Origin of the sequence: Chamaesiphon sp. VAR_48_metabat_403 (assembly GCF_031422475.1) — a bacterium.
Taxonomy (GTDB): domain Bacteria; phylum Cyanobacteriota; class Cyanobacteriia; order Cyanobacteriales; family Chamaesiphonaceae; genus Chamaesiphon.
On the sequence record NZ_JANPLS010000409.1, the window covers coordinates 1 to 14,185 of the forward strand.

Annotated in this window: 12 protein-coding genes and 1 pseudogene; 11 read left to right on the plus strand and 2 right to left on the minus strand. The window is 43.1% G+C overall.

Translation table 11 applies throughout. The features are described 5' to 3' along the window. Positions 1–326 precede the first annotated feature (326 nt). From RMO79_RS19585 to RMO79_RS19595, 3 genes are all read left to right on the plus strand, one after another. Complete coding sequence (locus RMO79_RS19585; RefSeq protein ID WP_310484939.1) at positions 327–1,187, plus strand: DUF4388 domain-containing protein; 861 nt, start codon at positions 327–329, stop codon at positions 1,185–1,187. A 6-nt stretch (positions 1,188–1,193) separates the two neighbouring features. After that, entirely contained in the window at positions 1,194–1,760 is a 567-nt protein-coding gene (locus tag RMO79_RS19590) for a GTP-binding protein (protein WP_396136642.1), read from the plus strand. A gap of 206 nt (positions 1,761–1,966) precedes the next feature. Further along, positions 1,967–2,791, plus strand: coding sequence for a DUF4388 domain-containing protein (locus RMO79_RS19595; protein ID WP_310484941.1), 825 nt, complete (start codon positions 1,967–1,969; stop codon positions 2,789–2,791). A gap of 11 nt (positions 2,792–2,802) precedes the next feature. Here RMO79_RS19595 and RMO79_RS19600 read toward each other — a convergent pair whose 3' ends face one another. After that, positions 2,803–3,705, minus strand: a complete 903-nt coding sequence (locus tag RMO79_RS19600; protein ID WP_310484942.1) for a slipin family protein — start codon at positions 3,703–3,705, stop codon at positions 2,803–2,805. 153 nt (positions 3,706–3,858) lie between these two features. Beyond that, on the minus strand, positions 3,859–5,358 hold the full coding sequence (locus RMO79_RS19605) for a site-2 protease family protein (protein WP_310484943.1): 1,500 nt from the start codon (positions 5,356–5,358) through the stop codon (positions 3,859–3,861). A gap of 191 nt (positions 5,359–5,549) precedes the next feature. Between RMO79_RS19605 and RMO79_RS19610 the strand changes: the two genes are divergently transcribed. From RMO79_RS19610 to RMO79_RS19645, 8 genes and pseudogenes are all read left to right on the plus strand, one after another. Further along, entirely contained in the window at positions 5,550–6,920 is a 1,371-nt protein-coding gene (locus RMO79_RS19610; RefSeq protein WP_310484944.1) for a hypothetical protein, read from the plus strand. A gap of 160 nt (positions 6,921–7,080) precedes the next feature. Further along, positions 7,081–7,416 (plus strand): XisI protein, encoded by a 336-nt coding sequence (locus tag RMO79_RS19615; protein WP_310484945.1) that lies wholly within the window; start codon positions 7,081–7,083, stop codon positions 7,414–7,416. 124 nt (positions 7,417–7,540) lie between these two features. After that, positions 7,541–8,026 carry a hypothetical protein gene (locus RMO79_RS19620; RefSeq protein WP_310484946.1) on the plus strand — a complete coding sequence of 162 codons (486 nt, stop codon included), beginning with the start codon at positions 7,541–7,543 and terminating at the stop codon, positions 8,024–8,026. Positions 8,027–8,035: 9 nt separating this feature from the next. Further along, a complete protein-coding gene (locus tag RMO79_RS19625; protein ID WP_310484947.1) occupies positions 8,036–8,374 on the plus strand; it encodes a hypothetical protein in 339 nt (112 codons plus the stop codon). After that, positions 8,359–9,534 carry a tubulin-like doman-containing protein gene (locus RMO79_RS19630; protein WP_310484948.1) on the plus strand — a complete coding sequence of 392 codons (1,176 nt, stop codon included), beginning with the start codon at positions 8,359–8,361 and terminating at the stop codon, positions 9,532–9,534. Before RMO79_RS19625 ends, RMO79_RS19630 begins: the two co-directional genes overlap by 16 nt. Positions 9,535–9,684: 150 nt before the next feature. Further along, complete coding sequence (locus RMO79_RS19635) at positions 9,685–12,936, plus strand: hypothetical protein (protein WP_310484950.1); 3,252 nt, start codon at positions 9,685–9,687, stop codon at positions 12,934–12,936. A 200-nt stretch (positions 12,937–13,136) separates the two neighbouring features. Beyond that, entirely contained in the window at positions 13,137–13,904 is a 768-nt protein-coding gene (locus RMO79_RS19640) for a hypothetical protein (RefSeq protein ID WP_310484951.1), read from the plus strand. 60 nt (positions 13,905–13,964) lie between these two features. Further along, positions 13,965–14,185 (plus strand): annotated as a pseudogene (locus RMO79_RS19645) (Uma2 family endonuclease); the annotation flags it as partial.

Genomic DNA, 14,185 nt, shown 5'->3' on the forward strand with positions numbered 1-14,185 from the left:
AGCGACGGCTCGCGCACGCCTTTGTTTCCCGACGGTTTAGCGAGACAAGACAGGGGGGATTCGGATCTCAAAACGAAGTCTAGCCGACTTGTCACTTTTTATGGGGAATACGGGAGATCTACCTACTGAAACGTCGCAATTAGACTTTTATAAACATCCTCTTAGTAACTAGATGGTTGAGTCGATCGACATTAAATTTTTCTAAATTAAATTTATCTAATAAAAAAATTGCTCCGATCGATCTTAGGGTATCACTGGGTATACTCTCTAAAGTAGTGTTTTACAAATCTTACTAGGTAAATATTTATAATATGTTGGAGCTATAAATGTCCCTAACTGGTTATTTATCAGAATATTCATTAGCCGAAATCTTTGATTTCGTGCAAGAAGGTAATAAAACAGGCGTGCTATCGATCGAACCAGATCGCGGCTTGATGCGATCGTTAAGCGATAGTTATTATCTTTCATTTCAAGGCGGACGAATTGTATCGGTAGCAACCAGCGACGGCTCGCGCAATCGCGGTTTGCTCAAAATGATGGAACAACGACGGTGGATTCCCGCCGAGCAAGCTGCTGGCATTGAAACGCAGGTAGATTTGTTGAGCCAACCATTGGGAACCTATCTGAAATCGCGAAATCTAGTCAATGCCGAGCAACTGACATTGCTGTTTAACTCGCAAGTAATTGCCGCTACTTGTAAGTTATTTGAAATTCATCACGGACAGTTTAAATTCGATCCGCAAGTAGCATTAGCTTTTGGTGAAATGACTGGATTAAGCATGGCAGCCCAAGAAGCCGCTCTATTAGGACTGCGGATGCTCAAGAATTGGCAGGGTTTGGCAGCTAAATTACCCTTACCCGAATCTGCACTCCAGCGATTATCTTCAAAACCGACATTGCGGTTAGATACGCCAGAATTTCAAGTTTGGAATCTCGCGCTCGGTGAAATGTCGATCGTCCAAATTGCTGAAAAATTGGGCATGACGCAAGAAAAAGTTTGTCAAATTGGCTTTCGACTCAGTTCGATTGGTTTGGTACAGGAGGTTGCCGTCGAGCCGCAACAGCCGCAGCTCGATCGATCGAAATCGGCACCAAAACCGATCTGTGTGGGTGGTGGCAATGCTCAAGCTCCCGTATCGGCTTCGTTCCTCAGTAATTTAATGGGCTTTCTCAAGAAAAAGGGTTGACAAATAATGGAAATTATGAATCTAGTGGTCACTGGAACGGTAGGTGCGGGTAAAACCACATTTATTCGTTCGGTGAGTGAGATCGAAGTTGTCGATACCGATCGTCGCGCTACAGATGAAGTCGCCGATCTGAAGCAAAATACCACGGTGGCGATGGATTTTGGTACCCTGCAATTTGGGGAAGAGATGGCATTGCACATTTATGGTACTCCAGGGCAAATTCGGTTTGATTTCATGTGGGAAATTTTGATCGAGCGCGCTCATGCTTATATTTTGCTGATTGCAGCGCATCGTCCAAGTGAGTTTCATCACGCACGACGGATCATGAATTTTATGAACCGACAGGCACAAATTCCGATGATTATCGGCATTACTCACAGCGACTGTGAAGGTGCTTGGACGAAGGAAGATATCGCGCTGGCGTTGGGATACCAAAATAACACACAGCAACCGCCGATCGTGCTCGTAGCGGCCAATGATGGCGAATCTGTCGCGATGTCGCTGATTGCGTTGGTCGAACATTACATGCAAATTACTGCGGCTGCGGCTGTGGCTGTGGCGGTTGAAAGTTGACCACAGTGCTGTTAGAAACCCGACTTTTTCCAAAAATTCGGATTTCTGTCTTAACCGATATGGAGTGTATCGATCGATCCTACTTAATTAAGGGTCGATTTTTTTGTCGATCGGGTTAGATCCAGATCGGGAATGGGCACAATAACTCATGGGGAAGTCTATCGATCTTTCAAACAAGTTCGTTTTAATAGAGCGTGAAAATATCAATGTCCCTAACTGGCTATTTATCGGAATACTCATTAGTCGAAATCTTTAATTTCGTCCAAGAAGGTAATAAAACAGGCGTACTGTCGATCGACTCAGATCGCTGCTTGAATCGATCTGTCGATAATGCTTATTGCATCTCATTTCAATGCGGTCGGATCGTGTCTGTGACTAACGGGCTGAAAATGTCAGATCGAGGCTTGCTCGAAATGATGGCGCAACGACAATGGCTCTCTTTAGAACAGGTGACGGGGTTATCGGTTCATGCAAGTAGACTAGAGCAACCATTGGGTACTTATCTCAAGTCTTGTAATTTGCTAGATACCGAGCAGCTCAAGTTACTTTTTAACGCTCAAGTAACTGCGAATATCTGCAAACTGTTTGGCGAAGATCATCACGGCAGGTTTCAATTCGATCCGCAGGCATCATTGGGATATGCGGAAATGACTGGCATCAGTTTGATGGCTCAAGAGGTTTTGTTATTGGGATTGAGGATGCTGCGCGACTGGAGTAGTTTCAGTGCCAAATTACCCGCTGCTGAATCCGCACTCCAACGGGTCTCAGCAACACCGCCGACGCTGCGACTGGATACTCAAGAATCAAAAGTCTGGAAACTGTCGTTGGGGGAAATGTCGCTCGTCCAAATTGCCGATTTCTTAAAGCTAGAAATAGATCGCGTCCAACAGATTGGCTTTCGATTGAGTGCGATCGGATTAGTTGAGGAAGTAGTGCTTTCACTATCGCCGCCGATCGTTAGTACCGTTATTTTACCGCCAATATCTACTTCGTTCCTGAGTAGATTGATGGGTTTTTTAAAGAAAGCTTAATTTCCGATCCCCTATTCCTGTTGAGTATCGACTGGTGTTGGCAATTGGAGTCGATCTGATGGCTCGCTGGCATTAAGTCGATGCTGGGGAACTGCATCCGCATCGCCGATCTGCGGCTGTGCTTTGGCGAGATTGGCTTGCGCGTTAATATTACTATTGTGAGCGGCTGTAGACCATTCTTTGGCAAGGCTGATGATATCTGAAGGAATCATTACTAGGGTAGTGGTGTTATTTTCTGCGCCGATTTCGGTCAACATTTGCAACCGCCGCAATTCTAATGCAGCGGGATTTTCCATCATCTGTTGAGCGGCTTCGCTCAGAAGCTTAGAGGCTTCTTGCTCGGCTTCGGCTTTAATCAGTCGGGCACGTTTTTCTCGTGCGGCTTCGGCTTCTTTAGCCATCGCTCGTTGCATAGAAATAGGAATTTCCACATCTTTTAATTCGACGCGCTCGATCTCGACTCCCCAAGGTTCGGTAATTTCATCGACAATTTCTTGCACTTTGGCATTGATTTTATCGCGACCTTGTAACATCTCATCCAAGCTGTGTTGACCGACAATATTGCGAAGGGTGGTCATCGAAGCTTGATATACCGCCACTTGATAGTTTTCAACTCTCGCGATCGCTTTCATCGGATCGATAATTCGATAATACAATACAGCGTTAATCTTGATGGTAACGCTATCGGCAGTAACTGCTTCTTGCGGCGCAATATCGACAGTTTTTGTCCGAATATCGACTTGCACTTTTTGGTCGAGAATTGGCACGATAAAATACAGTCCGGGGCCTTTAATTTGTTGAAATCTACCCAGATGAAAAATCACCCCGCGCTCGTATTCACGATCGACTCTAATTCCCGACTTGATAATTGCCGCTACCATCGCCGCAGCGATCGCGAGTCCAAATTCACCCATAATCTTTAATGTTATTTAGTTTAGGTTTTAGGTTTTAGGTTTTGGAACTGCGTTCTTTAGTTTTTCTCTCCCTGTCTCCCACACTCCCAGTCTCCCAGTCTCCCAGTCTCCCAGTCTCCCTGTCTCCCTGTCTCCCACACTCCCCGCTCCCCTCTAATTCCCAATTCCCAATTTCCCAGCTAATTCTGGGCTAAACGGAATGACAGTTGCTGCCATCAAAAATAGAGCTAGCAAACCCAGTGCTGCGCGCGTGTCGTTGGGTTCGGTAATTTCATCTAAACTCGGACGTTCTAATGCGCGTTGGAGAAAACCAACTAAAATCAACCAATAAAAAATCACTAAATTAGCAGGGTTAAAAAAGGCGACGAAACCTAAAATTACTAAGGTAATTAAGGTGCTGCGTTGGGCTGTTTTGCGTCCGTAGATTGCTTGCACGATTCTGCCACCATCTAATTGTCCCGCTGGCATTAAATTGAGGGCATTAACTACTAATCCCAACCAACCGATAACTACTAAAGGATGGATCGAAAGTGTCGCTTGATTTATCGTCGCACCTAAAACGATTTTAGCGATAATACCGACTAAAATCGAACCTTGAAAAAATTGAGATGGTATTTCTAATCCACCGCCAGTCTGCGATAATAATAGACCGACAATTAACATCACTAGCGAGATTAACCCACCAGTTGCAGGGCCAGCGAAGGCGATATCAAATAGCGTACTGCGATCGGGTACTAATGATTCAAACCGGGTAATGGCACCGAACGAACCAATTTGTCCGGTGGGCAAGAAAAACGGCAGCCCAATTTTAACTCGGCGCATTTGAGCCAGCACTCGATGTCCGATTTCATGAGCGGTGAGGATCGTCCAAACTCCTAGAGTTAGGGGGAGAACTTCGCGGAATCGATCGGTATGTTCGTAAAAATTAAAGCCTAAAAATACGCCCATTGCTTCTAGACTCGTAGCAATCGTCGCCACGAGCATGACTGCACCGAGAATCTGTTGACCGATCGTCGCTGGTTGCGGATCGTTAGTCTTAGGCAATACTACCACTACCGGACGATCTTCCGGATCGGCGACGAGAAATAAACGGTATTTATCGCCGACTTTACTTGCCAATTTATCTGTCAATCGCCGATGGACTGTCGCCGCTTCGCCGCGCAAGTTACCTTTAAAAATTGCCCCCTGTTGATAAGCCACCGTCTCAGTAGCATAAAAGGTATCGATGCCAAAAATGCTTTTAATGCCGCTTAAATCTGCATCGGGCATGGTTAGAGATTCGATCGCGATCGCGGGGTCTTGCAGGGCATTTTCAGTGGATTTGCCTGGTTGTTTGCGCTGGCGTTGTTGCATCCGCTCGGCAATTTTGACAGCTACTTCGGGATCTTGTGCTGCGATCCGCACTTGAGTGCCCAACCAAATATACAAACTACTAGAAATTACCAACAACAGCAGAATGCCCGCTAAATTGATGTAGGTTCCAGCCGCCAACGCCCCAAAGCTCAACAGCCACGGGATTGTCAGCACGGCTGATTGCAGCCATGACAAGACCCCGAATTTACCCAAGTCTCGATTCCGATAATAGCCCCAACCCAAGATGATGAGCGAGACGATTAGAAGTGCGATTGTGGTTGTATTTGCTGCTGTAGTCATTTGTGGTAGTGAGATACTGGAAATCGGTCGCGCTGTTGGCTCCCTATCTATAGGATGACAGCAATATTCCGTAGCGGCTACTAACGATAATCGACAGTTGACAACTCGCACGTAAATTAGAATTAAAAAATTTGTCCCGATTCCACTCGTAGTAAGGTGTAAATTGTATTATCTATCAGCCTGTGGTGTCTATGAATCTGCTACCTCGCCAATATCGCTCGATCGCTTACTATCCAGTCATGCTGGCATTTTTGCTAATTATTTCTGGCTGTCAACAAAGCCCAAAAGCGATCGGTACTAATGAGGGTGGTAAAGTTGCCGATGGAAATATCGCGCTTCCCTGTAAGTTTGGCGAGGATAAGACTGCTACCAATTCATCTACTAATAAAAGTAAAATTATCCTGACGCTCGATGGTTCGGCTTCGATGGTAGGTTATGCCAAAGATGGTAACAGCCGTTACGTTCAAACTCTCAAATTACTCGATCGAGTCTCATTAGCTGCTCCTGGTGGCGTAGAATACGCCCGCATCGACAGTGGTAGGAACTCGATCGATCGAACTGAATTTCAAAAATCTTTCGGTACGGGCTTTTATACCGGACAAAGTAGTAAATTAGCTGATGCTTTTCCCGATCTGAAGACAGCTAAAGGCGAACAATTAATTGCAGTTGTCACCGATTTACAGCCCGATGATGGCGATGTCAATGCAGTCAGCAAACGAATGCTCGAAGACTATCTCAAGAAAGATGGTTATGCTGTTGCTATTTGGGGTGTCCGTAGTGAGTTCGATGGCAAAGTTTATCCGCCGAATAATGCGCCATCCTATGATTTTGCTGGTAAGGCGAGTAATGGTCGTCCTTTTTATATCTTACTCGTAGGTCGATATGAGGCGATCGCTGAATTTGCGAAAACGATCCGATCTGCTGATGAGAGTAGTTTGCTCAAAGATCGATCGCATCTGACAATATTTACCGCAGATAGAACTATTGCTAGTCCTAGCTATTTAACTGCATCTCAAGATAATTTACCCAAGGGTATAAGCGCACCCGATTCGCTCTCTCAGGATCGATTCTTAATGGAAAATGGCGAACAGCCGATCCAATTTTTAGAAGTCGATGAAAATAGCAATCCAGATAAACAAAGTCTGAAATACACACTCAAATATCAAGCTAATCCCGATACGGCAATTCCTACTCAACTCGAACCCAAGTACAAAGTCCGCAAATACAACGAAGAGAAAGATAAGCCAGCATTTGCAGACAGTAGTAATAAATCGCTGGTCGATATTAGTTCGAGCTTGGTAGACGATAAATTGGCTGTTGAAATGAAGTTCAATCCTGAGAAGATCGATCGAGGATTATATTATATTACTGCCGATTTGACGGCTCGATCGATCCAAGCTCCCGCAGTTTGGAAGGAGTGGGATGATGGTGGTAAAAAGGATGGATCGAAAACGCAGGGATTGAATGATTTTCTCAGCAGTCTGAGTATCAATACTACCAGCGTGATGAAAGAGAAGTCACCTGTAGTTGCTCGACTCTGCTACGGCATTCAACGCAATTAATTGCGTTGCAGAATTAAGGTATAAAACCTGTGGTAGGGGCAATTCATGAATTGCCCCTACCACAGGGGTTAAAGATCGAAACAATCGCTTATCATACTTGTATTCAGCAATGTCGAACTAATCAACTCAATTTGCAGATCGGTAAGCAGGAGATAATTAAATGGATAAACTAGAATCATACAGAGATATTATCGAACAAATTCTTAGAGAACATGCTGCTATTCCTTTTAGTTATGGTGAAATTACTCAATCAGTAATTATTGATGCCGCTCGCAACCACTTTTTACTGTTTAATGAAGGTTGGCAAAATCAGCATCGGGTACATGGTAATGTCGTGCATGTCGAGATTCGTACTGGTAAAATCTGGATTCATTATGATGGAATTGAAGACGGGATTACTCATAAACTCGTAGCGATGGGCGTACCGAAAGAAGATATCGTGCTGGCGTTTCACGCGCCAGAAATTCGTCAGTATACTGGATATGCGTTGGCGTAAGCCTCTCGATAGAGAATCGCTTGAGTTGTAGTTTCAGGCATTGTGGCTAGATGTGAGTCTATACAATGTGAATTTCGAGGGATGGTACGGGAACAATACGTATGAAGTGTATTCTCACACCACCATGATCCCTACTGTCGCGGAAGTTATCCGTTTATTTGTGATTCCCATTTTAGGGATGATGTTGATGTTCGTCGTTCAACCACTGCTATTTTCAGGACAATGGTTGCGATTGACAGATGTAAAGGTTCAGAGCTGGCTGAATAACCATTACATGCCGATGGCAGCCATCGTACTGGCTTCCTCGCTATTAGCCGTCGTTACGTGGGTAGCGTGGAACATTAAGTCGCCACACAAAACTCCCGAAGCTGGAGCGCAGCGTGTCGGTTCGTGGTGGTTTATTTCGGTTATTCCTATCGTCGGAACTGTAATCGCGATCGTATTGTCGCGCCAAAGTATTTTAGCTCCGAAAAGTAGTGGCGATGCAATTTTACCGTTAATTATTTTATTTGCGATCGATATTATTTTTATCTACTGGTTGACTACAGCTACAAGTACACCAGGTATCGCCCGACGTTTACCTCCGGGCGCAAATTTATTTAAGCGTTAAAGATTCACTATGAACAATAAATTATTTATTATCGCAATTGGTGGATCTGGTGCCAAATGTGTCGAATCGATCGTCCAGATTGCCGCGACTGGTTTATATACAAAAGAAGAGATCGAAGTCTTATTTGTCGATCCTGATGAGAATAATGGTAACGTCGATCGCGCGCGTAAAACACTGAGTACCTATCAAGAATGTCAGCAATTAGTGACGGGTGGCAGCACCGAACAACAAATCGAGTGGATGTCCACACCGATTAAATCTTACGATTTGTGGTCGCCATTTCAAGGCAAACTCGGCGGAAGAGAATTAGCTAGTTATTTTAATACGGCACAATGGATGCTGGTTTAGCCAATTTATTAGAAGTTCTCTATACTCCCGACGAGCGCAATCAACAATTAGATGAAGGCTTTCGCGGTCGTCCGTCGATTGGTGCTGCTGTAATGAGCCAAATCGACCTCAAACGTTTGGAAATCGAGCCTTGGGGAAGTTTCATTCAAAGTATTAATAATGCTGTTGGTGCCCAAGGTAAGCAGGCTCGCGTGTTGTTATGCGGCTCGATCTTTGGTGGGACTGGGGCATCGGGAATTCCGACAATTGCCAGATTATTACGCAATAAATTAGAGCAGCAAAATATCGCCGATCGAGTTAAATTAGGCGGTCTATTTCTCTTACCTTATTTTAGCTTTACAGTGCCACCTGGAGCAGAGACAAATGGATTATATGCGGCATCCGACCAGTTTTTGCTTAATACTGAATCAGCCTTACGCTACTATGTGACTCAGGCAAGTCAGTTATTTGATAGTGTCTATCTGTTAGGAAATGAGAACACCTCAGAAGTAGAATTTAGCGTCGGTAATACCACTCAAAAAAATCGACCGCACTTTGTCGAATTATATGCGGCTTTAGCTGTGCGCGATTTTCTAATCGAAGATCGAGATGATGCGTTAATGTCGATTACTCGCGATCGAGTCGGTGAGATTAAATGGAGCGATCTACCCGATGATTTTAATGTCAAGAAATTGATGACTAATGCTGCTCGACTCGCCTATCTATGGACGAGTGATATCGAAAAAACAGCAAGGTACACGCTCGATAATGGCTTTAAAGTTGCCTGTAGAGATGAGCCTTGGTTGGATAGATACTACGATCTCCAAGCTGATAGTAAGGATCGATTCGATCTGCCACATCAGCAAAAAGGTATTGAGACTTTGAGCAATTGGAGTCGCAGTTATCTAATCTGGCTGAAAGAATTGCATGTCGATAAGATCGATCGATTGCAGTTATTTAATACCCAAATTTTCGGCGATCTTAATGGCAATATTCAATTTCACAAGTTGGAGGAATTACTGCTGGGCGATACTCGCGAACAGCGGACTAAGCAAGATAAGGATGATATTGTCCGCATTAAAGACAGGTTGCGTCGCCATGAGGTAAAAAGTGTTCAAGGTATCAATCGCGGTACGGTTGGTTTGGCGAAATCGCTATATCTTAATTCTCAGTTTAATTGATTTAATTGACCTAATTTATCGGCTGGGTGGGTATTTAAAAACTTTGTGCTGGTGCTGCGGAGATCTACCCACCCCGCCCTTCGGGCACCCCTCCGAGGAGGGGATTTTCCATCCTACGTCTTTTTCTGAAATCTATAATCCCAAATTGCTATGACAGAATCAGTATTTGTTCTTCCCAAACTCAAAGATGCAGATTTGCCAGCACCAAATAAAACTGGTAAATGGGAGCGATATGATAAGACTAAATTTGAAAGTGTTGCCAAAAGCTTAGACTATAAAGCACCAGGGGATAATAAAAAGATTAACTCTGTGCCGGATATGTGGGCGTTGCCCATGACATTAGATTTGCCATTATATAATACTCGTCACCCGCTGCGGGAAGCTGCGATCGGTCAATGGCAAGGCATGTTAGCGGCGATTGCGTTATCTAAAGTACGTGGTTTTCAGCTCAAAGCCGAATTAATCGATCTCACTAAGCTCAAAGATAGTTATCCCTTTGCGGCGGCGTTACATCAGCTCTTACCAAATTCTGGGAAGACTCTACATCAGCTCACAAATAAACATCCCTGGGAAGAACTATATATCTGGAGTTGGAAAAAACAAGCCGTTGGTATTACCAGCCCGACGACGATTATCGCACCTGCGGCGGAAGCAAATTGGGATGGTTTGCCCTGGTGGAATAGTGAATTTAAACGATTGGAAGCTCCCCATCGTCATCTGAATCCTGATGAAAAACCACTATTGCGCGAATGGTTGAATAATTTATGGACAGAAGTAACCAATCCTAGCTATCAAGGCACTCCAGACGCGATCGAAACCATCGCCAATCTATTAAAAGAATATAGTAAAACACTTACAGGTGAAACCGATCGATCGGATATTTTAGATATCGATTCGCCCAATTACTTTGGCGTAGCCATCAATCGGGGTGTATTTAACGGACTAAATTATCCAATTAAAGGGAAAACTATCTCGCTCGTCGAATCTCCAGTACGGGTAATTCCGAGCGAGAATAAATCGGATAAGAAGCCGTTGCTCTTAATCGATACTTACCTCGCAGAACATTGGGGCGTACCGAAACAAAATATCTGTATCTATGCCGATAAAACCCTCGAATCGCTAAATATCGACGACTTGCGATCGGGTAAAATGACTGATTGGGATAATAATATCAACTGGATCGAACCCAGTCAAATATTACTAGCAGACTTACATTTCATGGATGTCGAAAATGCTCTACCTGGAGCATTTGCACCAACTACCAGTCAACCGTTACTATTCAATAAACAGAAGATTACCCCCTTACTACCCATCAACCGTATTTTATTAGATTACTTCACGCCTGAAGATCTAATGAGACGGTTAAAGTTTGAACCTGGTGATAGTAATAATACCGTCCGAGTCAAACTAAATCTACCGCTAGTGGGGATGACTCCGACGAGCAATCGTCCGAGTGAATATCAAATTGTCCGAGAATACATCCTCGACGAGCGATATCTAATTAAAGAAATCCCCGTATTAGAAATCTATCCTCACTTCAAGATCGCAGGTGGTGGCTGGCATGAATATTATGCCTTCTACCACGATCCTAGTCGCGATAATAGTGCCTTCCAAGTCGCCTTTGATGATGCCCGCGACCCCCATGTATTTGAGGACGGTGGTAAGTACCTGACGACCAGATTAGAGGAGTTTCCGACGCATATTAACTGCCTGTATAAGGGTCAAAACATTGGTGCGATCGTGCTACCGACACCGGAATCGATTACCTTGACAGATACCTGGAAAGTAGGCGTAGATTTCGGAACATCTTTCACCAACATTTATGTCAATCGGCACGGTAAGAATGAGTCATTACAACTAGATTCACTTCATCTGAAAATTACTGATGCCGATGAAGAAACTCGCAACCCTGCTTTATTTGAATACTTTATCCCTGAAAGTTTTGTTCCTCTCAATAAACCACTGCCATTATCGACAATCTTAACTCAGCGCGGGCAAACGCGGAATGATAAAAAGCGGCCGATTTATGATGGACGGATTTATATTCCCGATACTGGTTCTGGTTTCCGTCCCGATTCTAAATGGATGAAAACAGATATTAAATGGAAAGACAAAGATTTAAGCCAGCTATTCCTTCAACATTTGGCTCTGATTATTAGTGCTTTAGCAGCTAACGATGGTGCGAATAAAATTGAATGGTCTATTTCCTACCCTTCCGCTTTTTCCAAAGGTGAAACCCGTAAGTATGCCAAAACTTGGGAAGATTTAATTGGTGACTTAGGTAAGCAAATGTCGATCGAACATATTGCTCCCAAACAAGGCGAAACATCCTTCCGTACTGAGAGTTTAGCCATCGCTCAATATTTTGCAGACAAGGAAGATTGCAATCTCATTGGCAGTGCCTGTATCGATCTTGGTGGTGGTACTTCTGACATTTCAATTTGGCAAGATAACCGACTAATTCATCAATGTTCGATTCAACTAGCCGGACGACATCTATTGTCACAATTTTTAGAATTACGCCCCGAATTAATTAGCAAATGGTTCGGACAAGAATCAGTCGGCTGGAAAGATTTAAATGACGAGCAATTCAAATCCAAAATAGATGTTTTACTTCGCCATCATAGCGAAGCTTGGCTCAAAGATCGTCGCCACACCCTGGAAGAAGATAAAGATTTTCAGGGGCTATTGAGACTGATGACAGTAGGAATAGCTGGAATTTACTATTACATTGGGACGATCCTGCATACATTACAACGAGAAGAAAAATATACCGAATCAGAAATTCCGGCTATTTATATCGGTGGAAACGGTTCGCGGCTACTGCATTGGATTGCAACAGGTGGTGAGTTTAACAGACATACCGATCTCAATGAGCTTTTTAATCGGATGTTAGCGGCTCCATCTGGATTAGAAGAAGTAGACAATCCGACTCAACTCAGCCAACGCCCTAAAGATGAGGTAGTCTGTGGATTAGTAGTAGATAAAACCAAATTAACTGGATTAGACAGAAAAGATAAAGATCCCATCATTGCAGGTGAAACTTGTCAGATTAATAGCCGTGAAATTGCCTGGACATCTCGACTAGAATTAGATGATGATGAGAATATCAGTGAATTTACGATACCTCAGCTCGATCGACTCAAACAATTTGTAGAAGATTTCAATCGCGGATTAAAAGATTTAGATATCGAAGAAATCAAACCTTTCAATACCTATCAGCGGAAGACTGGACTAGATCCACAGTATAGTGTCAAATTATGGAGCGAAACCCATAAAGAGATGCGAAAGATGCTTCTTGATATCAAAGGTAAATCTGACGATCTCCGCATCGAGCCACCATTTATTATCGGATTGAAGGCTTTATTACGAGTACTTGCGAAAGAATGGGCTGGTAAATAGATAAAACAACACTAGTTTATCAGTATTAATCAGAGTAGAGCATTATCTCTACTCTAATAAACGCTAAATTTTTCCACTTTTGTATGCTGCAAAAACACTCTGTCTGTCCTATTTGCGATACTCCAATCCAAGATCCTACTATCGATAGATGCGATCGATGTAGATGGGTGATTGGAATCGATGATTCATTAAATCCAAGAATGCAAGATCGATTACTAAAATGGAGCAAACATTATTATAAATTAACCGTAGATTATGCTAGTGAATTAGAAAATTTGTGTCGAGATGAATATAAACATAAAAGGCTAGAAGATCGACTGAATCGACAGCGAGACGAGATCGATTATATTAAAACAGTCATCCCTCAAATTCTGACAAATATTGAGGAAATAAAATCTATTCTGACAGTCAAAGATAAAATTCTCGATCGAGATGAAGATTTCCCTATCGACATGCCAACTTCGACCAAAAATTCAGAAGATAGCAATTCTTTAGAAACAGCAGAACCATTAGAATCTACCATTGTTAATCGACAAAATTCGATCGTAAAAGAAGAGTCAAACACAATCGAAACTGAATTAACTCTAGCCCAACAAGAAATAATTTCAGATTATTACCATAAACCTAGAGAGTTTGCTGCCAAATACCAAGTTAAGATTGCGAATATCACTAAAGATTCAATCAACTCTAATCGAGGAAATGAAGAGAAAATAGTCGTACTAGAAGAAACCAATCGAGGAAATTATTGGATATTTATTTTTGGTGGCTGTACTTATTTGGTACCAGTAGAAGATAAATATATCAACCAACATAGTTATACTTCTACTAGTACGATTTTTGAAGGGCATAACTATACCCCTGATTATAAAAAGATTCAATTAATCAAACCAGCAATAGTATCGATCGATCCTAATAGTAATCCCCAAACTTGGCGACTGCAACAGCAAGGCGAACTAGCATTCCTATAACTGCCCAATATCTGCGATAAAATATAACTATCAACAGCTTAGATTGAGAGGTAATCTCCCATGACCGCTATTATCGCCACCACACAGCCTATTATCATCGATCGGCAGGCTACTTGGGAAGATTATCTTCACCGAGTTGAAAATCCCAATAGTGACTTAGAGCGCGCTTTTTTTAATTGCCGAGTAATGTGGATTGAGGATATGGGTAACGAAGGTATCAAACACGCACGATTCAACAAACTATTTACCTTGATTCTCGGTTTCTGGTTCGCCAAGCAAGG

Excerpts from the sequence above, each read along its gene's own strand:
- RMO79_RS19640 (WP_310484951.1), top strand. The coding sequence starts at position 13,137 with ATGCAAGATCGATTACTAAAATGGAGCAAACATTATTATAAATTAACC.
- RMO79_RS19625 (WP_310484947.1), top strand. The coding sequence starts at position 8,036 with ATGAACAATAAATTATTTATTATCGCAATTGGTGGATCTGGTGCCAAA.
- RMO79_RS19600 (WP_310484942.1), bottom strand. The coding sequence starts at position 3,705 with ATGGGTGAATTTGGACTCGCGATCGCTGCGGCGATGGTAGCGGCAATT.
- RMO79_RS19605 (WP_310484943.1), bottom strand. The coding sequence starts at position 5,358 with ATGACTACAGCAGCAAATACAACCACAATCGCACTTCTAATCGTCTCG.
- RMO79_RS19615 (WP_310484945.1), top strand. The coding sequence starts at position 7,081 with ATGGATAAACTAGAATCATACAGAGATATTATCGAACAAATTCTTAGA.
- RMO79_RS19585 (WP_310484939.1), top strand. The coding sequence starts at position 327 with ATGTCCCTAACTGGTTATTTATCAGAATATTCATTAGCCGAAATCTTT.
- RMO79_RS19610 (WP_310484944.1), top strand. The coding sequence starts at position 5,550 with ATGAATCTGCTACCTCGCCAATATCGCTCGATCGCTTACTATCCAGTC.
- RMO79_RS19595 (WP_310484941.1), top strand. The coding sequence starts at position 1,967 with ATGTCCCTAACTGGCTATTTATCGGAATACTCATTAGTCGAAATCTTT.
- RMO79_RS19635 (WP_310484950.1), top strand. The coding sequence starts at position 9,685 with ATGACAGAATCAGTATTTGTTCTTCCCAAACTCAAAGATGCAGATTTG.
- RMO79_RS19590 (WP_396136642.1), top strand. The coding sequence starts at position 1,194 with ATGGAAATTATGAATCTAGTGGTCACTGGAACGGTAGGTGCGGGTAAA.
- RMO79_RS19630 (WP_310484948.1), top strand. The coding sequence starts at position 8,359 with ATGGATGCTGGTTTAGCCAATTTATTAGAAGTTCTCTATACTCCCGAC.
- RMO79_RS19620 (WP_310484946.1), top strand. The coding sequence starts at position 7,541 with ATGATCCCTACTGTCGCGGAAGTTATCCGTTTATTTGTGATTCCCATT.